This window comes from Planococcus sp. TJ-201 (assembly GCF_058268495.1).
This window is the reverse complement of record NZ_JBZDOG010000003.1, coordinates 237,428-259,403: the sequence shown is the minus strand read 5'-3', so window position 1 is coordinate 259,403 and position 21,976 is coordinate 237,428. Positions and strand designations below refer to the sequence as shown.

Here is a 21,976-nt window from a genome sequence, read left to right as displayed (position 1 = left end):
GCTAAGAGCTCTATTTTAAAAAACCTTACCAACTTAACCAAATTAAAATAAGATTACATTCACCAAAACCCGGGGTCCCTAATAGAAAGGATGAAAAGAATGGCAAGCAAGATTTATTGGTTTTCTTACAAATGCGGCACCAGCAAAGAATGGACCGATCAGTGCATCACTAATCGTATGGACAGCCTTTACGACATTAAGCAACTCCACAACAAATCTATGGACGATGTTCGTTTGCTGGAGAGACCCCTCACCGGTTGCTTTGACCAATTGCTTTCAAGATCCATTTAAAGTTCGAGCATGGCGACATTATGAATCACCTGCATTTAAATTTTAGTAAAAGATGTATGTGAAAATAAGTAGCGCAGAAGCCAGTACTGCCGATTGCATCCAAATTGCGCCATTGCTCATACCGGACTGTTTTTCTAAATAATAGATGTACTGAACCAGGAATATAAAACCAGCAAAAGTAAAAAGAAAGCCCGTGGTGTTCGTGCTGCCGATAAGCGATATGTATTCAAGAAGTCCAATTGCTAAAAGAAGCATGCCCATTGAACCAAGGATCACGTAAATGTAAAAACTACCTGTTTTTTCTTTTCCATATTGCTCTTCTCCTCAACAATCCAAACGTATTTTCTGTTGATGCCCATTTACGGCTCCACAAAAAACAAGCCGAATCTCCAGCTTGTTTTTCCCTCCGGAATTTCAATTGAACGAATCATCATCTTCCTGATTTTCACGGCCGTTTATTTGCAAGTTGGTTGAATCTTGATCGTAAACCATTTTTCCTCCGTAATGCCCTGTTAACGTTATCGTGAATGCACCAGCTATGCAGAGGATGAGTATAACCGACAAGCTAAAAGGAATTTTCTTATAGTGGTTAATGACCTTTAACACGAGAACAACTCCAATAATGATTAATGTTGCTAACGCGTAAGATTCATGCGGCTCCAGGTAAGTTTCTATCCCTTCCCCCCATGCATTTTCAGCAAACTCCTCTGCCGCTTCACCAGTTAAATAAGAAAAAACCCCCATTATAAATCCAGTAGACAATAGCAGCAGTGTAACTTTTTCAAAAAAATCCCGTTTCCACAAAGCAAGAAACTGCGTCACGATCCCCAAACTGATCAAAGCAATCGGAAAATGGACCAGTACGGGGTGCAATGGCAATGAAAACATGACTTTCCATCTCCTTCTCTTAAATTGGACAAAAACTTTTGACCGGCGGGATGTCGCAAATTATTTCAGTTGTCTGTTTATTGACATTTTTATAAAAGTTAATTTATCATAATAATCAAATAATAACTACTTAATCATTTTTTTATCAAGAACATAGTTTAGGTATATATTGAACTTTGTCACACTGATGGATTGTAGACCACCTGAACGCACAATGTTTTCAATGAAAATTACCGATACCGGGAGGGAATTTTCGGTCGTTCGGCACAGATAAAACGCGTACGATCCCCATCATTATTCTATGCCAATCAATTGAGTTGGGTTGTGACATTTCACACAAATCATCACCTTTTTGAAACGTTGACAAACTCTAGATAAGGAGAGCATACTTCAGGTGAAAGTAGGTCTACAAATTTTTTAAATACGACCGTGGGGGTCCTTGAGTTGGCGAAGGAAGCTGGATTGAAGAAAAAATGGAAAGCTTATATTGAACTCATTGCGGCGATTGCTTCTGGAATATTAATTGTTCTTGCTTACATTTTCGAAACCCAATCACTGGAAAGCTTATCGGTCATTACCTACCTGTCTGCTTTCTTAATCGGAGGCTACGCAAAAGCGAAATACGGCATCCAAAAGACCATTGAAACGCGCAAGCCCAATGTGGAATTGCTGATGATTCTCGCGGCGATCGGTGCTTCGATTATTGGCTACTGGACTGAAGGCGCGATTTTGATCTTCATCTTTTCACTGAGCGGGGCATTGGAAACTTATACGATGGATAAAAGCCGAAAAGAAGTATCCGCATTGATGGAAATACAACCCGAAGAAGCGTGGCTTGTTAAAAACGAAGCAACTACCCGTGTGGCCGTTTCTTCATTGCAAGTTGGCAGCGTGCTGCTTGTAAAGCCTGGGGAACGGGTGCCTGTTGACGGCGTCATCGTTGATGGTCATACCGTTGTCGATGAATCAACAATAAGCGGGGAATCAGTTCCGGTTTCCAAAAATGCTGCAGATAATTTGTTTGCTTCTACCGTAAACTTGAGTGGAACCATCACCATGGAAATGACCAAGCCGAACTCTGACACACTGGTCCAAAAAATTATCGACCTTGTCCAAACAGCACAAAGTGAGAAGCCTCCTTCCCAGCAATTTGTGGAGCATTTCGAAGGCCAATACGTAAAAGTGGTCTTGGTTGTCTTTGTTTTCATGCTGTTTCTTCCTCATTACCTGTTCGACTGGGATTGGAACACGACGTTCTACCGGGCCATTCTCCTGCTTGTTGTCGCCTCTCCCTGCGCTCTTGTGGCATCCATTATGCCCGCCACCCTTGCTGCGATTTCGAATGGCGCAAAAAGCGGCATCATTTTCAAAGGCGGCGCCCACTTGGAAAACCTGAGTACCATCCGGGCAATTGCCTTGGATAAAACCGGGACCTTAACACGAGGAAAGCCTCAAGTTACCGATTTTGTGCTGCGGGATGGACTAGATCCGAACGAAATGATGGAAATCATTGCCGGGATAGAGCTGCAGTCCAATCACCCGCTTGCCAAAGCCATCACGGAATTCATCAAAGCAAAAGGCATTGTTCCGCTGCCGAATCTTCAAATTATCGACGTTCCGGGCAATGGCTTAAAATCCACGGTCCAAGGAAAGGAAATCCGCATCGGAAATCCGGCTTTTGTTACCGAGGCTGCTGCAGAAACTTTTCAAAATGGCCTGCTGAGCCGATTGGCAAATGAAGGAAAAACCGTTACTTTCGTTCGGGACAGCAACGGAATCGCCGCGGCCATTGCCCTAAAAGATACCGTCCGGGAAAACACTAAAAACACCATTCAGGAACTGCAGCGCATGGGCATCCATTGCATCATGCTAACGGGCGACAACGCAAAGACCGCAAAAGTCATAGCTGCAGAAAGCGGCGTGGACGCGTTCATCGGAAACTGCATGCCAGAAGACAAAGTGGCAGAACTGAAAATTTTGCTTGATAAATACCAATATGTTGCCATGACTGGCGACGGCATTAACGATGCCCCTGCGCTGGCCATTGCCACGACCGGCATTGCCATGGGCGAAGGAACAGACGTGGCACTGGAGACCGCTGATGTGATTTTGATGAAAAATGATTTATCCCGTATTGCTTATTCCATCAGGCTGGCCCGCAAAATGCAGAAAATCATTAAGCAAAATATGTATTTTTCTGTCGGGGTCATCATCATTCTGCTCGTATTGAATTTTATGCAGTCGATTACGATCCCTGTTGGGGTCATTGGACATGAAGGCAGCACAATTTTGGTTATTTTAAACGGCTTGCGCATGTTGAATCGAAATATTTAATGCTCACTGTTTTAGTTTAAGAACCCTTACGCCAAGTGCTTGATTTCTTTTATTCAGTAAAAATGCTGAAAGCAGAAAGAGGGAAAATACATGCGAATAAAGATTATTTCACTTCTTGCACTGGCAGCAGCGGGTTCTTATTTTTATAAAAATATCACGTATATGAATAAACCCTTAGAAAAGATGTACAGTTCAGGATTTACTGAAAAGCAGTTGATAGTAGAGGATGGTACGTTATTGAACTATGGTGAAGGGCCAAGCAATGGGAAAACACCACTCTTGCTGATTCATGGGCAAGCTGTAACTTGGGAAGATTATTCAAAAGTGTTGCCTGAGCTAGCCAAGCATTATCATGTATACGCCATAGACTGTCACGGGCACGGCGAATCCGACTGGAAACCTGAAAAGTATACAGCGAAAGCGATGGCAAAAGATTTCAGTGAATTTATTGAAGTGGCAATCGGCGAAAAAACCGTATTGTCCGGCCATTCTTCAGGTGGAATGATTGCGGCATGGATCGCGGCACATCGACCGGAGCTGGTTCTCGGTACGGTCATAGAAGATTCTCCATTTTTCTCAACGGAACTACAGAGACGGAAAAACACTTACGTATGGGTCTATGAATTCCAAATGTATGAAAACTTCAAACATCAACAAGAAGAAAAAAACTACTTTGCCTACTCTTTGAAGCACAGTTACTGGAAAAAAATATTTGGAGATTTTCTATGGAACAAACTTTCAACAGACGCCATAGCCTATCACGAAAAATACCCGAATAAGCCTGTCCACTTGGTTTATTTGCCCCCGCAAATCAATCGGCTGTTCGAAGCGGCAACTTATCCATTCGACCGCAGATTTAGCGAAAGCTTTTACGATAACTCATGGTTTGAGAATTATCAGCAGGCAGAGGTGTTGTCCAAGATTGAAAGCCCAACCGTATTCATAAAAGCAAACACCGCTTATGAAGGCAAGATGCTGCTTGCTGCATGTTCCGATGAGGATGCTGATCGAGTGACCGGTTTATTAAAGCATGGAAAAAGGATTAACGTAGATACCCCCAGCCATGGCATCCATTACGATAAGCCGAGAGAGTTCACGGACATATTGGTTGGTTTCCTGGAAGATCTGCAGTAGTTCAATCCATATTCAATCTATGAGTAACAACAAAAGAGTTTGAGCCTGGCAATCCCATTGCGCTGCTCTTCTCCTTTTTGGGAGTTTTTATATCAACTGTTCTGCATTACAAGCCGACCTGTCAAATTCACCTCAAACTCCCCTGTAACAACCGACGCTATTTCAACTTCTTCTAAAAATACCTACATGACCAATTCCATTTCACTAATTCATTCCAAATTATAAATTTTAGTGTCTAAAATTTCATTTTTTATTAATAATGGGTATATAATAGAAAATCGGGTATATAAGTTCTATGCTAATTATTCCTCATTGTAAATTAGCTGAAAACACAGGTTTAAAGACCTAATTTATCCGAGGTACCTATTGCTGATTTTTGATGGATTGCACAACATATGTCGAAATTGACGACAGGCTATTTTTATTAAAAATAATGAGTTGCCTCTTGTACTTAAAAGAAAACCATTGCTTCTGCTGTTTAAGTAAAAAGCACGGTTGAATAGTAAACTTTTTTCTCAAAAATTATGTTATTAGGAAGGAATGCTACTTAATGGAAATGTTATTAGAAAAAAAATATATCCCGCTGGCCGATTATTTTATGAAATCAACAAATACGACGGTTACCTTACACTTTACTGAAATCGAGAAAATTATGGGGCACGACCTTCCTCATAGCGCCTACTTAAATCAAAGTTGGTGGAAAAAGAAAAAAGCACCTGCAAGGCATTTTCAAGCATGGTCAGATGCAGGCTATGCTGTCCAGCACGTTGAACCAAACCGATATGTTACTTTCGAAAGAGTAGAACCGCTTGATGAAGAAGCGAGCGAGAAAAGCAATGAGGATGTTTTACTGATACGCTCTGCCGGCCATGGCGATGCTCGCTTTCTTGCTGATTTGCAGAAAAAAGCTGAGGGCGAGTCGAAATTTTTATTGTACGGAAAAGCCGAACGAGAGCTGTCTACCCAAAAAGTGAGAAAGCAAATTATTGAATGGAACCAAAGTGGTCACTCAATTATCTTCCTGGCTATTTTAAATGGACAGCATGTCGGTTACTTGATGATCAATGGAAATGATGCCAAACGGGCAACGCATCGCGCCGATCTGTTCCTTGCCGTTCAAGCGGATGCACAGGGCAAAGGAATCGCCTCTTCCCTTCTTCAAAAAGCAGAGGACTGGGCAGTCGAAAATGCAATCAGCCGCTTCGAACTTACAGTTTTGGAGACAAACACCGCAGCTCGGCAGTTTTTCAAAAAACACAAATATCAAACTGAAGGCATTCGTACAGAATCCCTGATTATCGATAACAATCTGCACAACGAAATTTACATGGCGAAAAGATTGGCTACGTAAGAGCCATGCATGACTAAACTGACCCTCGGTGGATCACTTTATAAGTGATCCACTGAGGGTTTTTGATTTTTAAGAGCTGATTGAAGATAATTGACAGCTTCTTTTAACCGGGATATTATATACCTTGCAAGTCTTTGAATGGAGGAGAACAATCATGAAATTTTCAAGAGGCACAAATTATGCTCTTCATACAATGCTGCATCTGGCCCGATCATCGTCTACGAACAAACCGGTTGGTGTTCAACAACTTGCGGAACAACAACATGTCTCTCCAACATACCTTTCCAAAATTTTAACGAAACTCGTGAAAGAAGGCATGATTTCTTCAATTTCCGGCGTGAAAGGCGGCTATTCCTTGCCTTATAATTGGGAATCTATTTCTTTCTTAGATATTATACAAGCGATTGAAGGCAAACCCTCTTTATTCGACTGCCATTTTGGACACGGTCCAGGCTGTCCGATTGAGCAAGTTATGGTTTCAGCTGAACAGAAGATGGAAGAAGAGTTACGAAATACGACAATTGCAGATTTGGTTAAGAACAAGACAATGAACTAAGGTTTGTTGCCTTCTTCTTAATCTAAATAAAAGATGCACTATATCTATAATAAAATGAGCGTTCGTAAGGTGGCTAAACACTTTACGAACGCTCATTTTCACTTTTGTATATTTGGTAACATAGATGGGTACTTTAATCTTTCACTCACTATACTAAATGACAGAAAACGCCTTTTTTCGCTTGCCGCACTTTCGCATCGATAGACATAGAGTGCCAGCACCTCGCTGTCTTGCCTAATCCGCTGATACTTATGAAGTCCAATTCTGCAGAAAAAACTCGATTCTGTATTGGTGGAGATCAACGAAAGGACTACCCCAATGGAACCGACAATGATCAGTACATAAGGAACATTGTATAAGTTGAATGTTTGATCGACTTCAGCAAGTAAGAGAACAGCTCCAATCAGAATAAAAAATGGGAAAACAATCTTTAGTTTGGCCATCATATTACTGCCTCCTTTGCGCTGGCTGCACACTGGACAGTTCCATCAAAAAAAGGTCAACCACTATCAACACTACGGCAAACGGCACAGCGAGAGCCATCGCACTCAAAAAGTCCGGCGGCAGTAAAGGACGAATCAACACCATCAGGACTATTACAACTATGCCCGCGATGCCCATTCGGCTTACCGACTTTTTAGATAAGTACTGGGTATTTCCGCACCGTGCGCACGCTCTCCCATTATTCCCTCTAAACTTAAAAGCTATTTTGCCGGTATTTTTCAAACTCCAGCGATGTCCACAACTTTGGCATTTCGGCATTTAGAAACCTCCAGGTAAAAATTCTTTCTTCTATCTTCCAAATACCCTAATTTTTTTAGGATAAAAGAGATTATCCAATAAAATGGTAAACCATTACGAAAGCACGAATAGTGTAGACACCGTTACACCGTTAAAATAGTGGTATATTATTAATACAAAATCCCATTATTTTCTAAGTTTATCCAAGAAGAATTCGCGTCATATTTCCTCTGTGAAAAAGATGAAGCACTGCACAAATACTAAAACCATTGGAGGCATATTTATGGAAAATTTCATGAGCGATTTAGCTGGAGCTTTTTTAGATATTTTGAAGTGGGTCTGTTATTTCGTAGCAGGAGCATTAATTGTCACCGTTTTTATGTATGCCTTAAAATGGGGCATCGAATGGATACTCGTCCCTCTCATGACCTAACCGTTTTGCTTTGACTGACTATGGGAGCTGGTTAAGCAAAAAAAGACATAGTTGGGGGTTGATCAAAATAAACTATTTCTTAAAGTTGAATGGAATCAGCATGCTGTACGCGCTTATTGTATTTGTTCCCTTCGAACTCCTGTTGAATGTTTACCGAATTAGCAGATTGACAAAGTGGAGCCTTGATACGGTAAACATTTGGACCAATGTAGCTTTGCTTGCCACATTTATAGGAGGAACGCTTTTGGTCCACTTCTTAACGAAAAAATGGCTGGGCCAGAGAAAAATGAACTTTATAACCGTAATTTTGTGGCTCCCTTATTTTGTTCTTTTTGTTTTGGCAGTTGCCTTCTTATTCCCCATAACCAATGGTGGAGACGATCCGGGTCCTGCAGTCGGCCTTTTGGCATTGGGCGGAATGTGGATTTATCCGGTTTACATTCTGGTCCTCAATTCTCATGTTATGTGGAAAGATGAAAAAGTTGTAAATCAGAAATTAGATAGAAGATAATACTAATAAAAACGATGAATAGTCGCTTTAGCTCGGTTGATTTCGGCACGTTTTTTTTTTGCGAACAGCAACTTGCCGAATAACACCAGGATAAAAAGTGTGGATAACTCTCTTTAGAAACAGGAAGCAACCATTACGAACAAACCAAATAAAAAAACATGAATTCGGCAGAAAACCAAACTCATGTCTATCGACCACTTAACTTTTGGTGCAACTATCTCAAAACGATTATTCAATTTCCCTCATTATCATGCTTCAATAACTTTAGGATGGTTTTTCATAAAGCCATAGCGGCTTTTTTCATTTGTTTTTTGACGACTTTAGCGGCATGAACTTTAGTGTGAAGCACTGGAGAAACCGTTGATGTATAACGCCTTTCCTGAATATGTTCTTTTAGTTCTTTTACTGTCTCACAAGTTTCGGGAAAGAAGTTTCGGCTAATGCCAATATGAATTGGATGATGTGAATCACTGCCGTAAACAATTGGCTTGTCCAATTTCTGTGCAAACTGTTCCACCGCAGCTTTCATTTCTTCGACACCATGTTCATGCAAATCTTTTCCATTGAGATCAAACGCATCTAATTGCTGCAAAAGCGCGGCGTCATGATGAAAAAGTGGAGTGGAAGGACGCAAAGGATGTGCACCAATCAACAACGCGTCGTATGAATGGCCAAGTGCCAATAACTTTTCCAAAGGGATAAAGTTGGATGGATCCGTATGATTTTCCAGTTGCCGCCGCATCTCAAGCAAGTTTTCTTTACCAGTGATGCAAAGAATATGCCCTGTGTTTGCTACATCGACTTCCATCCCAGGAAAGATGTACAGACCATCCACAGTATAGTGATCGTCCGTATAAGGATAGTGCGCATCCAGCACCTCAAAAATTTCCTCGTATTGATCGGTATTAAAATGCTCGGTCATTGCGATTGCATTTAATCCGGCTTCTTTCGCATTTAATACGATTTCCTGAAAAAAAGCGAGGCTAAATTTGGTTTTTTTCGAGAGTTTTACGTGTGTGTGAAAATCCATTATCATGGTGATCATCCTTTCTTAAATAGAAAATAAGTTGCCGCCAATATAGATGCCCGAAGTAATGGCGAATGTGCAAGTCAAAAATAAATAATCAGAACGCTGATACTTCAAGTAGGCTAATTTCATTTTTTTCGTTTCTTTGTTCTCTGCCGCATAGCTGAAACCCCTGACTTCAAGTGCTTCGATTGTTGTCCGGGTGCGCTTTGCAGTATTGAGCATCATCGGATAAAAGGCAAGTACGCACATTTTTAAGTAATAAAATAACACTCGACTGTAAAGAAATCCTTTTTTCTCTGGACTTCTCCCCCGAAGACGAAAGGAGTGAATAATGTTTTGGTATTCTTCTATTAAGATGGGCAGCATGCGATAACTGTAAGAAACACCAAAACTGAATTTTCCAGGCACACCAAAGCTGTGCAGTGCATCGCTGAATTTTTCTGGGTCCATACTGGTAAAAACAGCGAGACTTGCAAGTGATACTGTGGTGATCTTTAATGTTACAGGAATAATGGCTGCCAATGCACCAAAACTGCTGCTCAGAAATACAGCTGCAAAAATGAGGTACGTGAATTGAGAAATAACCCCAAGAATAAGCAGCACAATGAGCAATGGACTAACCCTTGATATATATGCGAGAACAGCCGTAAAACAGGTGAGCCCAATCAGGATGATCATATTGTGTGTCAGCCAAGGGATGATGGAATATACCAGCACCCAAATGACCAGCATTCGCGGGTCCAATCTGGCCAATAAAGTGTCCTGATTGCCATAAGCTGTACGCATCAATTCAATTTTTATATTCTCTACATTAAGCTTCTGAAAGAACTTTTGAAAGCTGTTCATCTTCATCCTCCTCGCCTATTAAAACCCGTACAAACTCTTCGACCGAAAGAGCTGCCGGACGCAAACCCAATCGATGGCACAGCGAGACAATTTGCGGAGGCACTAAAGAGGCCTGTTCCAATATAGCTTCCGATTTAAAAAGCTCACGTGGAGTTAAATCGGCCAATATATTTCCTTCATGGAGAACAATCACACGCGTTGCCCATTCAGCCACTAACTGCATATCGTGTGTAGCGATGATGCTGGCACGGACAGAACCTTCAATATGCTGCAGCATGCGCACAAGCTCTCTTCGAGTTGCAAGATCAAGACTTGCAGTTGGTTCGTCCAGCAACATAATATCTGGCTTCATGGCAACACCAATTGCCAGCGATGCCCTGCGCTGTTGACCCCCACTCAGCAATCTGCCGTCCCGCTCCTTAATGGGCTGCAGCCGGAACGTCTCTAATGCTTGTCCGGTGATTTTTTTTGCTGAAGGATCTTTTCTCGCCGTTAAGTAATACGCAACATCTCTCTCAATGGAATCTTCAATAAACATTTCCTCTGGATTTTGAAATATATAACTGATGTGTTCTGCCGCCTTTTCCGGTGATGCTTTCATCAGCGACTTGCCATCAAATGAAATTTGGCCTCCAAGTGGCTTAAGCAATCGCGCAATTAACTTAAGAATTGTCGATTTCCCTGCACCATTGCTGCCTACCAATGCGACGCGCTCATTTTCATAAATATTCAAATTTATGTCTTCCAACAAGACTTTAACTTTTCGATTGAGTTGTTTATAGCCATAATTTACATGTTCCAAAGACAGAATCGGCATTTTTTCGACCGCTGGAATTTCTGATTTGACGGGACTAGGTGTTATGGAAGGAGATGACATCTGACCGAACCATTTGACCGCTTGATCTAATGTGATGGGCAATGGTCCGGACCCCCAATTTTTTTGTGCTTGTTTTGCCGCCATTGTTACTTGTGGCGGGAAAATATTCAACCCCGTTAGTTCTTCGATGCAATTCAGCGCCTCTTCAACCGGCTTTCTCCATGCCACACGGCCGTCATCCATTAAGATTACATCTTTGCAGTAATCTGCTATAAATTCGGTATGGTGTTCAATGACAATGATCGTTTTATCCGTTGTCTCGTGTATGTGCTTAAGCTTTTTGTAAAGCTCTTTGGCATGGGCAGGATCCAGTTGGGCGACCGGCTCATCGATAATGAGAATTTGTGGATCCAATGCTAGAGCTCCCGCCAATGCGATCAAGTGCTTTTGGCCTCCACTTAACTGCCAAATATACTTATCTTTCAAATGAGTCAAATCGAGCATCGCCATTGCCCGTTCCGCGCGCGCCTCATAATCCTGAAAGCCATAATTCATCGGTGAAAACAGAATTTCTTCATAGACCGTCGGACGGACGAGCTGATTTTCAAAATCTTGATAAACATAGGCCACATGCTGTGACATATAAGCTACACTAGTGTTTCGTGTGCTTGTGCCGTCAATAATAACGTCGCCTTCAAAATCCCCTACATAGTAATGTGGAATCAAGCCATTTATTGCCTTGCAGAGCGTCGATTTTCCTGCACCATTGCTGCCGATTACAGCAATAAAGTCATGACGCTCAATGTTTAATGAGACTTCCTTTAATACCCAGTTATCCGCCCCTGGATAGCGGAAAGAAACATTTTCCATCTGTACCAATGGACGCTCCATCATAATGCTACCTTGTCTTCTTCATTTGTACGCTTTAAGAAATGCTTCACTAAGCGGTAGATGAAGATAACAATAAGAACTGCAAGAATGGCATATGCACTGTAACCAATCCACCTCTGGCTTTCTTCAAACTGACTAAGAAAAACCGGTGACCAAAAGGACAGGTTTACTTCCATTTCAGCGATAAATTCTGCAATCATTGCTACAAAAGTCAACGTGATGACTGCCAAAAGCAAGCCAGGTGTTATGTATGAAGTTAATCCAGCTTCAACACGGGCATCACGAGGTTTCATGCCAAGAAGCGGTTCGATTTTCCCGTAAAGCTTAGGTGTCAGCAGCAACACCGGTATTACTCCGAATAGAACACCCGTAATGATCATTTCGTTCACAAAACTGACCAGTTCAAGGATGACAATACTCTCAGGAAGCCCAGGTACTGCGTCAAAGCCTTCTACACCAAACCACACTTTTCCGATATCCACGACTGAGCTGAGAAACTGATCAATTCCTACACCCACTAGAGAAGCCAAAACCAATTGGCCTTTGTTTAAAGGGTTGCGGACAAGTAAACCCGCGATATAAATAGCAAGTGTCAGTTCGATAAAGCCTTCTATTTCACCGACTCCGCCAAAATCCCCCATCAAGAGGCCAGCGAAAATGATGCTTCCCACTGAGGCTCCTAAAGCCACGTAAAGCGGATGAAATAGAGCAGCCAAGATAAGTGGAATAAACGCAAAATACGAAATAGAAAATTCAATTGGACCGACTTCGTTTGAGGGCAAAAGCTCTGTAATCATTTTTGACATTCCAAAAAGGGCCATGGACAAGACGAATACCATCATCTTCTGGGACTGGGTCAGTTTCCGTTCTTCATTGATCTTCATTGTTCTCCTCCTCTAATTTCAAACTTGGTTTGAGTATAGGTGGAGAATGTAAAGACAACATGAATTTAGTGTAAATAAATTATTATTTAAATTTATTTGATAATTAATTATCATTTATGTAAAATATAATTTGAGAGGAGAGATGCACCCTGGATTTTTCTAAATGGAAATTATCTAAATCACATCAAAAAATAGCCGATTATATTCAGAAGCAATCTGACGGTATTCCCTATATGACCGAAAAAGAGATTGGCGAGGCTACCGGAGTAAGCATCGCTACCGTTTCTCGCTTTTGGCGGGCAATCGGCTTTAAAAGCTTGCGCGAGTTCAAAGTTCATTTAAAAAAGGAAATCGGCGTTACTCCTGCAAGCAAAGTACAGTCAGCTGTCCGCAAATCACCTGTAAACGCAACCGAGCCTCTGTTTAAAGAAGCTATCACCTTTTTATACGAGACCCATAAACATATAGATGAAGCGCAACTGATTAACGTGGTAGATTTGTTGGCAAGCGCGAGGCATATCCATATTTATGGATCAGGGTCTTCAAAGGGCTTAGTCCAGTTGCTTAGTTTTCGTTTAAAAAGATATGGTTTGTCGGTAACAGAACTTGCGCCGAGCGGCCATGAACTTTATGAAGACATGATTCACATGGATCACCGCGACCTCCTCCTTGTTTTCGGGTTTGTTCGATCTTCCCCAGAACTTGATGTTTTGTTTGATCACAGCCGCGAAATCCAAATGCGGTCTTTACTCATTACGGATATGCTGGTTTCCCCACTGCTGAACTTGGCTGACCACGTTCTTTATACAGCTAGAGGCGAACAAGCAGATTTTCACTCGATGGTCGCTCCCGTCGCTTTATTGGAAACACTCATTATTATGACTGGCCGAAAACTTGAAGAAGGCGGCCTCGAAAAACTGCATCGCCTTCACCACTTGCGCAAAACCTATCAACGCCGGCTGCCTAAGAAATAAACCCCCGATATCTGCAAAACTGGTACTGCTGCTTAATGATTGCTTTAAATTTAGTTTGAATAAAAAAAGTTTGAGTATTTCTAAAAAAAAGCAGCGTAGGAAAATTCCTACGCTGCTTTTCTATTGGCTCTTGTTGACCTCAAAGTTCAAGACGGCTTTTTTTCAAAGCATTCTTTACAAGTAAACTGGGCTTCATTTTTTAAGTAAGCTTTGATTTCAGTAAATCCTTTTCTCTTGGGGTAGCGCATCTTGATATGCACGACTTCGTCCCCTTCAATGTCCCGATTGCACAACAAACATTTCGGCTTTTCATTAAACAATCGATCACCTCTTTTTAGAGTTTAAAGTTCTACCTTTGATCGCAGCATTAATTGGATCGATAGGTTTTACCCTGTTTTCGATGGGAACTTCGCAACTTATCCAGTCCCAATGCTATCGGAATCGGCAGAATAAGCAGGACATAAGAAATTCGCGTTAAAAATTTAGCATTCTCTATTCCGGGATTGTTGAACAAATAAATATTCAGCAAAATACACGAAATGCCTGAAGATAATCCCAGTATTAGCAGCACTGACTGCAAAATTTTTATATGCAAGTTCCATCACCTCAACCAATTCTTTGTCACTATGAAAACGTGTATTCAACTAAAACAAAAACCATCGTTCCAACCAAAATAGGCAGCCATAACCCATCGATTAATTTATTTTTAAATTCTTTCTCCCGATTGGTTTTTTGAAAATAATAGTTTGCCCAAATCAGCAAAACTGAAGAGATGAACAAGGTAATAATAGTAAGTGCACCCGTCCAGTGCAATAGGAAAATAAAAAGAAACCACGAGAAATACCTGATGGTTGAATATGCAAAAACTGTCACGCGCAACACCTCTTTCCCTTTAATACGGCTCGGTTCGCATTAAGTTACATCCAGCGCTTTTATTTTTCTGATTTTCACGTTCGAACAATAGATTTGAATCGTTGTCTGCGAAAACAATAAAATTTCATGTTGGAGTTTCTTCTTGCTCAACGGGAGAAGTTCATCATAGCCCCATTCATCCAATCCTCTTCTTCCGCCAAATGCGATTTTATGTGGTGCGTTCGCATATACATTGCGTTTAATGTCATAGTCCATAAAAAACTTCCTAACATTGATCCACTGAACTTCATACAATTCCTCATTGCGATGCTCGATGATCATTTTGACGGTAGTGGGATCTTTTGTTTCTCCGTTTTCTTGATTCAAAATATTGATTGAAACGACTTTCCCGTCATGAAAAGAGTTGTTTTTTAAAAACCTTGCTGTTTCTTTATTGAACCTGCCCAAAATCTTTTCCTTTTGTTCTGCATAACCTTCTAAATCCCAATGATCTTCATCTATTAAATATTGCATTCATGCTTCCCCTTCGCATTTTGCCCATTATCTACGCCGCTTTTAAAATTCCGTTCTTTTAACTGAGTGATTGCTCTATATACATTATACCAAAAATACCCATTAATATTACCTCTAAAGTTTTGGAGCAGATAGCTTTCTGAGTCTCATAATAAACTTTCTTTTAGTTGTTGTTAAAGTTTTTTATTCCGTTAAAATTAATTTATACGCCCGATAAAGGAGTGAGTGCATGACCAGCAATTTTGATTTGATGAAGTTGATTTCCGACCCTAAAATAGAAGCCATTCTTTATTCTGTTAAGACTCAACAAAAGACGGTGAAGGAGATTGCTACCGAGTTGGATGACAAGCCTTCGCGGCTGTATTACCCGATCCAAAAACTTTTGAGCAGCGAGCTGATTAAAGTGAGTGAAGAAAAACAAATCGGCAACTTGATTGAAAAGTATTATACATCACGCCACCTGTTCAGCAACGAGGAATTTATGGGCTTGGAGGGGGAACTCGCGAGAAAGAATTCGGATTCTCTTCTGGCTCATGTTTTGATGACCTTCAACAAAGGAATGAATGTCCTGAAAGCCGATTTAGAAGGGCCGAGAAATGATGGAGAGCAGGAGTATTCACGAGCGATGTACAGAGAAGCGACTGTTTCGCTTACCAATGACGAATGGGTGCAAGTGAATGAAGAGATTGAGAGACTCATCAGCAGCCGGTCCACAAAAGACCAACAAGATGCTAAGGAGTATACTTTTTCCATCCTGACATACGAAACCGACGCAAAAGCCACTAAGCCTGAAAATGCCTAGTGGTTTTTGTTCGGTTTAAGTTTGTTCCTGCAGCGGATACCATAATGCTGTCAATAATTGAAGAAACCCTGGCCAGCATGTTCTCGTCGATTGATGTTTGCAAAAATGTAATCAATAAGATGCTCATCATGCCAAACGGCAGGAACGCCAACCCCAGAAAAATCGCTGAAATCCAATTGCTGCTCATAAAAATTGAAGACGCCCACAACACAAACGAGAGCAGTGGCAGCACCATCATCAGAACGCCAAGAGGAAACCTCGTCACTTTCACCACCAGTAGAGATCCCGCCAAATTGCCAAGTGTGATGGCCAGTATGATGATGCCGTATTGCTCTGCTCCCCCTCTTTCATTGGCATAGACAGGAAGAATGGCTTCTGCCATACCGAAAGAAAAGTTGGCAATCAAAAACGGCAGGCAAATAAAAACAATGTTCGATTTGAAAAAATAGACGAATCCAGTTTTCAAGCTGTGCTTATACTCCACCCAGTCTCCAGTTTTTCGTTTCAACTCATCCGGTGATGAACTCACTTTCACCATACTGAAAAAGATAGCGGCCGCTAAAAATGTCAGCGCGTTGAACAAGTAAATGTTTTGAACGCCAATTGTTAAAATAAACCCGGCAAAAACGGCTTTCATGGCAATGTCCACGATTTGCTGTGAACTGCTGATCAAGGAATTGAAATTTCCCCGCTGCTCTTTCAATACAATTTTGGGCACAACAGCAATTTCAGCCGTTCCCTGGAAATTCTCGAGAAACGAAATACAAAACATAATTCCGAGAACGAGAAAAACCGACTCGTACCCCAGCCAAATGCCTACTGGAATCGACAGCATCAACAAAAATTGAAAAAACTGCGCATACACCAGTATTTTAGCTTTGTTCATTTCTTCAATCAGCGGACCCAAGAGGAAATTAAAGCATTTGGGAATCATCACAATGGCAGCTGCCACTCCTGTATAAAAAGCATTTTGGCTTAACTCAAACACATACCAAATCACCGCAATTTCATACAAACTATCCCCAGATGTCGAAACCAGCCTTCCGAAAAAAAGATTGCGTATACTTTTATTTTTGAACAAATGGACACCACACAAATATTATTTATCATTAAAATAAATTTTAACGATAAATAATATTTTGTCAATATCTGTTTCTACTTACAACAGTGTGGGCACTCAGGGAAAATTATTGCTCGTGATATGATTACAGTCACATTAAATTCCAAGTGAAGCAGGTGATTTTGTTTTTACATCTCGACATAACGAAAACTCTAGTAAAATTGTATTTTTCTAATTAATTCTTTTGTGTTAATTTTGATCCATTTCCCAATAAAGCTATTGAATTTTTCGAAAAAGTGGTAGCACTCTGGTGAAGGTGGATACGAAGCCTTGTCGTATCTGGTTATTTTCATGTTCCTGGAAGCTTATTCGATTCTAATAGAACAAATAGATGCCGTTTTATTCCAGTTGTTGAACCGGATAGCCTGCAGCAATCCTTTCAACGGTATTTTCTAAAATAAAATATGGCGAAGTTGTGTCTACATGCTCTTTCGTCCGTAAGAATTACATTGAATTTCTAAAAGAATTTTTGATATAGTTGCAAATAGAATCTAGAGAGTGTTGAAAACTCAGCAGTTCAAAACTATAGATAGAAAGAAGTTGCATTATGAATTCACATGTACAAGTAAAAAAACCAAAAACCATGGCCGCTATTTTAATGATCGGATCGTTTATCGGCTTATTTGGTGAAACCGCATTAAACATGGCGTTAACCAACATCATGGAAGACTTCGACATCACTGCAGGAACTGCCCAGTGGCTAACGACCGGCTACTTATTGGTCTTGGCCATCTTGGTGCCGTTGTCCGCTTATCTGGTACGCTGGTTTACAACTCGCCAGTTGATCGTCTCTGCGTTGCTCATTTCTTCACTCGGCGCGCTGCTTGCTGCACTGGCACCCAGTTTTTCCGTGTTGCTCGTTGGCCGCTTGGTCCAAGCAATCGGCACCGGCATTTTCCTGCCGTTAATGTTCAGTGTCATCCTGTTGATCTTCCCGATCCAAAAACGCGGATCGGTCATGGGCATCGTTGGATTGGTCATCACCGCCGGTCCAGCTCTTGGGCCTACCTTAAGCGGATTGATCATCAATGCCAGCAGCTGGCATTACATTTTCTTTATGATGGTCGCGTTAAATGTCCTGTTGCTGATCGGAGCGTTGAATACAGAAAACGTCTCGGATATTACCAAGCCGAAAATTGACGTGATCTCGCTGTTGTTATCGACCTTCGCATTTGGCGGCATTATCTTTTCCTTGGCAACCTTGGCTGAAACCGCCTTTACTGAACCGGCTGTTTGGGCGCCGCTGCTTGTTGGTGTCATCGCCTTGCTGCTGTTCATCAACCGCCAGCTGAAAATGCCGCAGCCAATGGTCAACTTGCGCGTCTTCAAATACCCGATGTTCGCCCTTGGAACCGTGCTGATGTTCTTAACCTTGTTCGTCATTCTTTCGGTGGCGATCCTGATTCCGATTTACTTGAAGAGTGTACTGGCTTACACGTCGATTGCTGCAGGACTCTTGATGCTGCCGGCGAACTTGATCAATATCATCATGGCGCCAATTGTTGGATCCAACTTTGACCGCGTGGGCGCCCGCATCTTTACCCGTGCCGGTTTTGCCCTCGTAACGATTGCCGCCGTCGTGTTCTTGTTGATCTTGTCAGCGACAACTCCGGTATGGCAAATTATTGCCGCTCTGTGCATTTTGTTCCTGGGTATTTCCATGACGATTATGCCGGCACAGACGCACGCCATGAATCAACTGCCGCCAGAATTGTACGCAGATGGCTCAGCTGCCATGAACACCCTCACGCAATTGGCAGGCGCTGCTGGTACGGCAATTGCCATTACTTTGTTCACCGCCGGTCAAGAAAACTTCATCGCTGACTTTGGCGCAGGCAATCCCGCCGAGTTTCTGGCTTTCGGTACCCATTATGCGTTTTACGCGGTATTGATAGCCGCAGCTATTGGCTTGATCGGATCGCTGTTTATTAAAAACAACCGCGTCGCGGTGAAATAACGCAAAAATGGTTATTCGTTCGTCAGATCCACTAGCACTTTGATCGAATCTTTCGCTTCTATCGCTGTATCAAATGCCTGCTGAATATCAGAAAGCTTATACACTTGTGTGATCATGGTTGCAATCGGTGTTTTCTTTTTATTGAGGTGATCAATGACACGCAAGATGTCTGCTGTCGAGTACCCTGAAGCGCCATGAATCTGAATTTCCTTGCTCATGACCTGAACAAGGCTGACCGGAACTTCGTTCTTGTAGACCGCAATAACCGCGTAGCGTGCGTTGGGCTTAGCGATTTCCATCACTTGCTGGAACAGCGGCGCTGCCCCTGCCGCATCCACAAAACCATCTACGTCCGGAACTTCTTCACCATAGGCATCCCTTGTTCCAAAGACGGCAATCAAGCCTTCTGTAAGTGAAATTTTCGACGTATCGATTGCCTTTGCCCCAAGTTCTTCAGCTTTAGCCAAGCGCCAGTCCACCATATCAACAACGGCAACATCGGTAATGCCTTCACCGATTAGCATAGCTGCAGCGGACAGACCGATTGGCCCTGCTCCAAGAATGACGATTTTTTCACCAGGCTTTGGATTGATGGAAAAAGCCCCATGGCAGCCAACGCTCATTGGCTCGACCAGCGCGCCTTCATTGGCGGTTACGCCTTCACCCAACGGAAAAAGGTTATGGTTTACTGCTGCATCTTCAATCAATACATATTCTGAAAAGCCGCCAGCCATTAAGCTATAACGGCGGCCCGCCCGTTTTGCAGTAATTGGATTGACAGCTACGCGCATGCCTGCTGTCAGTCCTTTGACTTCCGCTCCAACCGCCTCGACGATTCCTGCGAATTCGTGTCCAAACTCCTTGTCGAACAGAATTCCCATTTCATTTCCGGCTTTGACGATGTTGATGTCTGTCCCGCAAATTCCACCGCGTTCGTTTCGCAGCAGCACATCTGTCGCACCCACTTCGGGTATTGGCCGCTCTTCAATGACTACCGTATTTCCTGCTTTATAAATTCCTGCTTTGTATGTCTTTTGTCCATTTGCCATAAATAATGCCCCCTCATCTCCTCTTACGTCCATCTTAACTTCCACTCAAAATTAAACAATCAACAGCTTGTTACATCCTGTAGTTTAATTGACAGAAACCGATAGACTGTAAATTATTTTAGGCGCGAAAAGGGTTCAATTTCACAATTTGTTCGGCTAAATAACTCGGTGAATACGGCATATCTTCACCCAGCCACAGGCTGATCGTATCGATCAAAGCAGAAGTTCCATACTAGGAAGCGATATCTGTCTCGATCTCAACGCCCGGAAAATGCGTTCCGTGTTCGTTTCGCGGATGCGTCAGCATAATGTTGCGCAGAAAGCCCATCATTCGTGGTGTGAAGTAAGGGACTCCTTTTGAAACGAACATCATTCGGTAAATGCGTTCATGTTCTGCAATGTATTCCAGCAGACGCGTTAATGCTTCAAGTTCAAAGCCGGGCTCATAAGGCTTGTCACTCAGCGGCTCCATAAACTGAAAAAGCTCCTCGATCAGTGTATCGACCAGCTGCATAATAAAGTCATCGAGGTCTTTGTAATGCAGATAAAAGGTCACTCGGTTGACACGCGCCGCTTTCGTCAGCTCGCTGATCGTGATTTGGTTATAGCGCTTATGCTCCAGCAAATCGATAAACGCATCGCGGATAGTTTGACGCGTCCGGATCGCCCGCATGTCGTGGTAGTTTTTCACTTTGGCAGCCTCCGCTTGATTAGTCTTTTAAAACTGAGAAACCTGGAAAGATTATAAAAGTTTTCGGGGTTTTTTAGTAATAGAACAAACATATTGATTCTTGATAATAAAGGAGAGAAAAGAATGACGACATAAAAAAGGAAACTGCTGGGATTGAACGAAATTGAGTTTTTTCAAATGGAACTAAACGATTCCGAAAGTATAGCTTCCTTCCCCAGTGAGGTCAATGGTCGAGTAAGTTTGTAAAACGAAAATAGAACCATTGCGGCGTTCTGGATCACCCAACGATTCATTCATGTTCTAATATCCTAAATTAAGCAAATCAAACTGAAAGGTCACGGCCAGCACGGCTACAAAAACTACCATTTCTCCAACGGTCAGGATCGCCTGCTTGGGGTTGTCCGAGTATTTCCACTCAAAGAATGCCCTAACGCTAAAGTCCGCTATTACCACCAGAAACATTGGCACGAGAATAAATAGGATGGAATACTCCTCAAAAATAACCCAATATAAGAATGCCAGCTGTGCCACAAGCGCAACAGTTCGGATAAACCAATCAACTTTCTTATGCGTCTTGTTGATATGGTTGTAAGAAAACCACTCCCGTTTCTCTTCCTCAATGTTAAATTGTTTTTTCAAAAAGAATTTAACCAACCTAATCAATACGTATAAAATGATGAGGCCTAATCCAACTTTCAACCAAAACATGCTACATCCTCCTTGGTAGCCTCTTTAATTAAAAAAGAATTGATAAATAGCATAGCCTAAAACCAACACAAGAATTAATAAAACCATGCCTTTCCAACCCATGTCGCCCGCAATGTCTGTGACGTTGCCGTTTCCAGCGCTGTTATCGAACCCATCGCGTGCAGAGCCTCCCGGATTGCGTTTCAGTTCATTTTGTTTGAGGCGTTCTCTGTTTTCTTTTGCATTCTTTCTCGAATCCATGTGCTCCCCCCTTTAATTTACTAATAATTCAATTAATGTATAATGTTATTATGACATAGATTTTTAATTCTGCCCTTTATTTGCCAAATGATTTTTAACAAAAATCAAGAACTGAACGGAGGGAAGCTCCTTGAATGCAAACCTGTTGCTGTCGATCGTGATGGTGGTAGTCGGCGTAGCCTTTTTGATTTTGTCGTTCCTGTTTCCAGGCGACATTACCCTTGGTGCTTTTATCGCCTCTTTAGTTATTGCCGCGTTCTTTTACGGACTGCACAAAAAGCAACAGAACAAGGCACACAGCCATTAAACAGCAAAAGCACCGCAGAAAATTTTCTGCGGTGC

25 protein-coding genes are annotated in these 21,976 nt (G+C 42.0%); 11 read left to right on the top strand and 14 right to left on the bottom strand.

Annotation, left to right across the window (positions count from 1 at the left end):
• The first annotated feature begins 99 nt into the window (after window positions 1–99).
• Window positions 100–291 carry a hypothetical protein gene (locus AC4EG4_RS09650; RefSeq protein WP_490987670.1) on the top strand — a complete coding sequence of 64 codons (192 nt, stop codon included), beginning with the start codon at window positions 100–102 and terminating at the stop codon, window positions 289–291.
• A gap of 414 nt (window positions 292–705) precedes the next feature.
• Here the strand turns inward: AC4EG4_RS09650 and AC4EG4_RS09645 are convergent, their stop codons facing one another.
• A complete protein-coding gene (locus AC4EG4_RS09645) occupies window positions 706–1,179 on the bottom strand; it encodes a DUF2231 domain-containing protein (protein WP_490987669.1) in 474 nt (157 codons plus the stop codon).
• A 444-nt stretch (window positions 1,180–1,623) separates the two neighbouring features.
• Between AC4EG4_RS09645 and AC4EG4_RS09640 the strand changes: the two genes are divergently transcribed.
• The 4 genes from AC4EG4_RS09640 to AC4EG4_RS09625 all read left to right on the top strand — a co-directional run bounded on the left by AC4EG4_RS09640 (window position 1,624) and on the right by AC4EG4_RS09625 (window position 6,554).
• Window positions 1,624–3,513, top strand: a complete 1,890-nt coding sequence (locus AC4EG4_RS09640) for a heavy metal translocating P-type ATPase (RefSeq protein ID WP_490987668.1) — start codon at window positions 1,624–1,626, stop codon at window positions 3,511–3,513.
• Between the two features lie 90 nt (window positions 3,514–3,603).
• Window positions 3,604–4,647 carry an alpha/beta fold hydrolase gene (locus AC4EG4_RS09635; protein WP_490987667.1) on the top strand — a complete coding sequence of 348 codons (1,044 nt, stop codon included), beginning with the start codon at window positions 3,604–3,606 and terminating at the stop codon, window positions 4,645–4,647.
• A gap of 550 nt (window positions 4,648–5,197) precedes the next feature.
• Complete coding sequence (locus AC4EG4_RS09630; RefSeq protein WP_490987666.1) at window positions 5,198–5,998, top strand: GNAT family N-acetyltransferase; 801 nt, start codon at window positions 5,198–5,200, stop codon at window positions 5,996–5,998.
• Between the two features lie 154 nt (window positions 5,999–6,152).
• Window positions 6,153–6,554 carry an Rrf2 family transcriptional regulator gene (locus tag AC4EG4_RS09625; RefSeq protein WP_490987665.1) on the top strand — a complete coding sequence of 134 codons (402 nt, stop codon included), beginning with the start codon at window positions 6,153–6,155 and terminating at the stop codon, window positions 6,552–6,554.
• Between the two features lie 98 nt (window positions 6,555–6,652).
• On the opposite strand, the gene AC4EG4_RS09620 is transcribed toward AC4EG4_RS09625, so the two are convergent.
• Together AC4EG4_RS09620 and AC4EG4_RS09615 are read right to left on the bottom strand one after the other, a co-directional pair.
• Entirely contained in the window at window positions 6,653–7,000 is a 348-nt protein-coding gene (locus tag AC4EG4_RS09620; protein ID WP_490987664.1) for a hypothetical protein, read from the bottom strand.
• 1 nt (window position 7,001) lies between these two features.
• Window positions 7,002–7,316: a TIGR04104 family putative zinc finger protein gene (locus AC4EG4_RS09615; RefSeq protein WP_490987663.1), complete on the bottom strand. Its 315-nt coding sequence runs from the start codon at window positions 7,314–7,316 to the stop codon at window positions 7,002–7,004.
• Window positions 7,317–7,578: 262 nt separating this feature from the next.
• Here AC4EG4_RS09615 and AC4EG4_RS09610 point away from each other — a divergent pair, with 262 nt between their 5' ends.
• Window positions 7,579–7,728, top strand: coding sequence for a hypothetical protein (locus tag AC4EG4_RS09610; RefSeq protein WP_490987662.1), 150 nt, complete (start codon window positions 7,579–7,581; stop codon window positions 7,726–7,728).
• A 244-nt stretch (window positions 7,729–7,972) separates the two neighbouring features.
• Window positions 7,973–8,239 (top strand): hypothetical protein, encoded by a 267-nt coding sequence (locus AC4EG4_RS09605; protein ID WP_490987661.1) that lies wholly within the window; start codon window positions 7,973–7,975, stop codon window positions 8,237–8,239.
• 277 nt (window positions 8,240–8,516) lie between these two features.
• Here the strand turns inward: AC4EG4_RS09605 and AC4EG4_RS09600 are convergent, their stop codons facing one another.
• The 4 genes from AC4EG4_RS09600 to AC4EG4_RS09585 are packed head-to-tail and all read right to left on the bottom strand — an operon-like array spanning window position 8,517 to window position 12,707.
• Window positions 8,517–9,275: a PHP-associated domain-containing protein gene (locus AC4EG4_RS09600; protein WP_490976983.1), complete on the bottom strand. Its 759-nt coding sequence runs from the start codon at window positions 9,273–9,275 to the stop codon at window positions 8,517–8,519.
• Between the two features lie 15 nt (window positions 9,276–9,290).
• On the bottom strand, window positions 9,291–10,115 hold the full coding sequence (locus AC4EG4_RS09595; RefSeq protein WP_490976982.1) for an energy-coupling factor transporter transmembrane component T family protein: 825 nt from the start codon (window positions 10,113–10,115) through the stop codon (window positions 9,291–9,293).
• Complete coding sequence (locus AC4EG4_RS09590; RefSeq protein ID WP_490987660.1) at window positions 10,081–11,823, bottom strand: ABC transporter ATP-binding protein; 1,743 nt, start codon at window positions 11,821–11,823, stop codon at window positions 10,081–10,083. Before AC4EG4_RS09590 ends, AC4EG4_RS09595 begins: the two co-directional genes overlap by 35 nt.
• The gene (locus AC4EG4_RS09585; RefSeq protein ID WP_490976980.1) at window positions 11,823–12,707 is read right to left on the bottom strand and encodes a DUF8171 family membrane protein; all 885 of its coding nucleotides are present in this window, start codon (window positions 12,705–12,707) and stop codon (window positions 11,823–11,825) included. The genes AC4EG4_RS09590 and AC4EG4_RS09585 overlap by 1 nt, the downstream gene beginning before the upstream one ends.
• Window positions 12,708–12,856: 149 nt before the next feature.
• On the opposite strand from AC4EG4_RS09585, the gene AC4EG4_RS09580 reads away from it, so the two are divergent.
• A complete protein-coding gene (locus tag AC4EG4_RS09580; RefSeq protein WP_490977906.1) occupies window positions 12,857–13,681 on the top strand; it encodes a MurR/RpiR family transcriptional regulator in 825 nt (274 codons plus the stop codon).
• A 624-nt stretch (window positions 13,682–14,305) separates the two neighbouring features.
• Here the strand turns inward: AC4EG4_RS09580 and AC4EG4_RS09575 are convergent.
• Window positions 14,306–14,554: a hypothetical protein gene (locus tag AC4EG4_RS09575; RefSeq protein WP_490987659.1), complete on the bottom strand. Its 249-nt coding sequence runs from the start codon at window positions 14,552–14,554 to the stop codon at window positions 14,306–14,308.
• A 39-nt stretch (window positions 14,555–14,593) separates the two neighbouring features.
• Complete coding sequence (locus AC4EG4_RS09570; protein WP_490987658.1) at window positions 14,594–15,067, bottom strand: hypothetical protein; 474 nt, start codon at window positions 15,065–15,067, stop codon at window positions 14,594–14,596.
• Window positions 15,068–15,296: 229 nt separating this feature from the next.
• On the opposite strand from AC4EG4_RS09570, the gene AC4EG4_RS09565 reads away from it, so the two are divergent.
• Window positions 15,297–15,869, top strand: coding sequence for an ArsR family transcriptional regulator (locus AC4EG4_RS09565; protein ID WP_490987657.1), 573 nt, complete (start codon window positions 15,297–15,299; stop codon window positions 15,867–15,869).
• On the opposite strand, the gene AC4EG4_RS09560 is transcribed toward AC4EG4_RS09565, so the two are convergent.
• The gene (locus AC4EG4_RS09560; protein WP_490987656.1) at window positions 15,850–16,950 is read right to left on the bottom strand and encodes an MFS transporter; all 1,101 of its coding nucleotides are present in this window, start codon (window positions 16,948–16,950) and stop codon (window positions 15,850–15,852) included. The two genes, AC4EG4_RS09565 and AC4EG4_RS09560, sit on opposite strands and share 20 nt — an antisense overlap.
• 586 nt (window positions 16,951–17,536) lie before the next feature.
• On the opposite strand from AC4EG4_RS09560, the gene AC4EG4_RS09555 reads away from it, so the two are divergent.
• Window positions 17,537–18,946 carry a DHA2 family efflux MFS transporter permease subunit gene (locus tag AC4EG4_RS09555; protein ID WP_490987655.1) on the top strand — a complete coding sequence of 470 codons (1,410 nt, stop codon included), beginning with the start codon at window positions 17,537–17,539 and terminating at the stop codon, window positions 18,944–18,946.
• 11 nt (window positions 18,947–18,957) lie between these two features.
• Here AC4EG4_RS09555 and AC4EG4_RS09550 read toward each other — a convergent pair whose 3' ends face one another.
• The 4 genes from AC4EG4_RS09550 to AC4EG4_RS09535 all read right to left on the bottom strand — a co-directional run bounded on the left by AC4EG4_RS09550 (window position 18,958) and on the right by AC4EG4_RS09535 (window position 21,634).
• Window positions 18,958–19,995 carry a zinc-dependent alcohol dehydrogenase gene (locus tag AC4EG4_RS09550; protein ID WP_490987654.1) on the bottom strand — a complete coding sequence of 346 codons (1,038 nt, stop codon included), beginning with the start codon at window positions 19,993–19,995 and terminating at the stop codon, window positions 18,958–18,960.
• Window positions 19,996–20,227: 232 nt separating this feature from the next.
• Window positions 20,228–20,686, bottom strand: coding sequence for a TetR/AcrR family transcriptional regulator (locus AC4EG4_RS09545; RefSeq protein ID WP_490987653.1), 459 nt, complete (start codon window positions 20,684–20,686; stop codon window positions 20,228–20,230).
• A gap of 300 nt (window positions 20,687–20,986) precedes the next feature.
• Complete coding sequence (locus tag AC4EG4_RS09540) at window positions 20,987–21,394, bottom strand: DUF4181 domain-containing protein (protein WP_490987652.1); 408 nt, start codon at window positions 21,392–21,394, stop codon at window positions 20,987–20,989.
• Window positions 21,395–21,418: 24 nt separating this feature from the next.
• Window positions 21,419–21,634 (bottom strand): DUF6366 family protein, encoded by a 216-nt coding sequence (locus AC4EG4_RS09535; protein WP_490976972.1) that lies wholly within the window; start codon window positions 21,632–21,634, stop codon window positions 21,419–21,421.
• Window positions 21,635–21,764: 130 nt separating this feature from the next.
• On the opposite strand from AC4EG4_RS09535, the gene AC4EG4_RS09530 reads away from it, so the two are divergent.
• The gene (locus AC4EG4_RS09530) at window positions 21,765–21,941 is read left to right on the top strand and encodes a hypothetical protein (RefSeq protein WP_490987651.1); all 177 of its coding nucleotides are present in this window, start codon (window positions 21,765–21,767) and stop codon (window positions 21,939–21,941) included.
• The last annotated feature ends 35 nt before the right edge of the window (window positions 21,942–21,976 follow it).

What these genes read in the sequence shown, in the direction of transcription:
- AC4EG4_RS09535 (WP_490976972.1), bottom strand. Translation starts at nt 21,634, where the DNA reads ATGGATTCGAGAAAGAATGCAAAAGAAAACAGAGAACGCCTCAAACAA.
- AC4EG4_RS09590 (WP_490987660.1), bottom strand. Translation starts at nt 11,823, where the DNA reads ATGGAGCGTCCATTGGTACAGATGGAAAATGTTTCTTTCCGCTATCCA.
- AC4EG4_RS09610 (WP_490987662.1), top strand. Translation starts at nt 7,579, where the DNA reads ATGGAAAATTTCATGAGCGATTTAGCTGGAGCTTTTTTAGATATTTTG.
- AC4EG4_RS09630 (WP_490987666.1), top strand. Translation starts at nt 5,198, where the DNA reads ATGGAAATGTTATTAGAAAAAAAATATATCCCGCTGGCCGATTATTTT.
- AC4EG4_RS09635 (WP_490987667.1), top strand. Translation starts at nt 3,604, where the DNA reads ATGCGAATAAAGATTATTTCACTTCTTGCACTGGCAGCAGCGGGTTCT.
- AC4EG4_RS09625 (WP_490987665.1), top strand. Translation starts at nt 6,153, where the DNA reads ATGAAATTTTCAAGAGGCACAAATTATGCTCTTCATACAATGCTGCAT.
- AC4EG4_RS09550 (WP_490987654.1), bottom strand. Translation starts at nt 19,995, where the DNA reads ATGGCAAATGGACAAAAGACATACAAAGCAGGAATTTATAAAGCAGGA.
- AC4EG4_RS09570 (WP_490987658.1), bottom strand. Translation starts at nt 15,067, where the DNA reads ATGCAATATTTAATAGATGAAGATCATTGGGATTTAGAAGGTTATGCA.
- AC4EG4_RS09600 (WP_490976983.1), bottom strand. Translation starts at nt 9,275, where the DNA reads ATGATAATGGATTTTCACACACACGTAAAACTCTCGAAAAAAACCAAA.
- AC4EG4_RS09615 (WP_490987663.1), bottom strand. Translation starts at nt 7,316, where the DNA reads ATGCCGAAATGCCAAAGTTGTGGACATCGCTGGAGTTTGAAAAATACC.
- AC4EG4_RS09620 (WP_490987664.1), bottom strand. Translation starts at nt 7,000, where the DNA reads ATGATGGCCAAACTAAAGATTGTTTTCCCATTTTTTATTCTGATTGGA.
- AC4EG4_RS09540 (WP_490987652.1), bottom strand. Translation starts at nt 21,394, where the DNA reads ATGTTTTGGTTGAAAGTTGGATTAGGCCTCATCATTTTATACGTATTG.
- AC4EG4_RS09645 (WP_490987669.1), bottom strand. Translation starts at nt 1,179, where the DNA reads ATGTTTTCATTGCCATTGCACCCCGTACTGGTCCATTTTCCGATTGCT.
- AC4EG4_RS09595 (WP_490976982.1), bottom strand. Translation starts at nt 10,115, where the DNA reads ATGAACAGCTTTCAAAAGTTCTTTCAGAAGCTTAATGTAGAGAATATA.
- AC4EG4_RS09650 (WP_490987670.1), top strand. Translation starts at nt 100, where the DNA reads ATGGCAAGCAAGATTTATTGGTTTTCTTACAAATGCGGCACCAGCAAA.
- AC4EG4_RS09585 (WP_490976980.1), bottom strand. Translation starts at nt 12,707, where the DNA reads ATGAAGATCAATGAAGAACGGAAACTGACCCAGTCCCAGAAGATGATG.
- AC4EG4_RS09555 (WP_490987655.1), top strand. Translation starts at nt 17,537, where the DNA reads ATGAATTCACATGTACAAGTAAAAAAACCAAAAACCATGGCCGCTATT.
- AC4EG4_RS09565 (WP_490987657.1), top strand. Translation starts at nt 15,297, where the DNA reads ATGACCAGCAATTTTGATTTGATGAAGTTGATTTCCGACCCTAAAATA.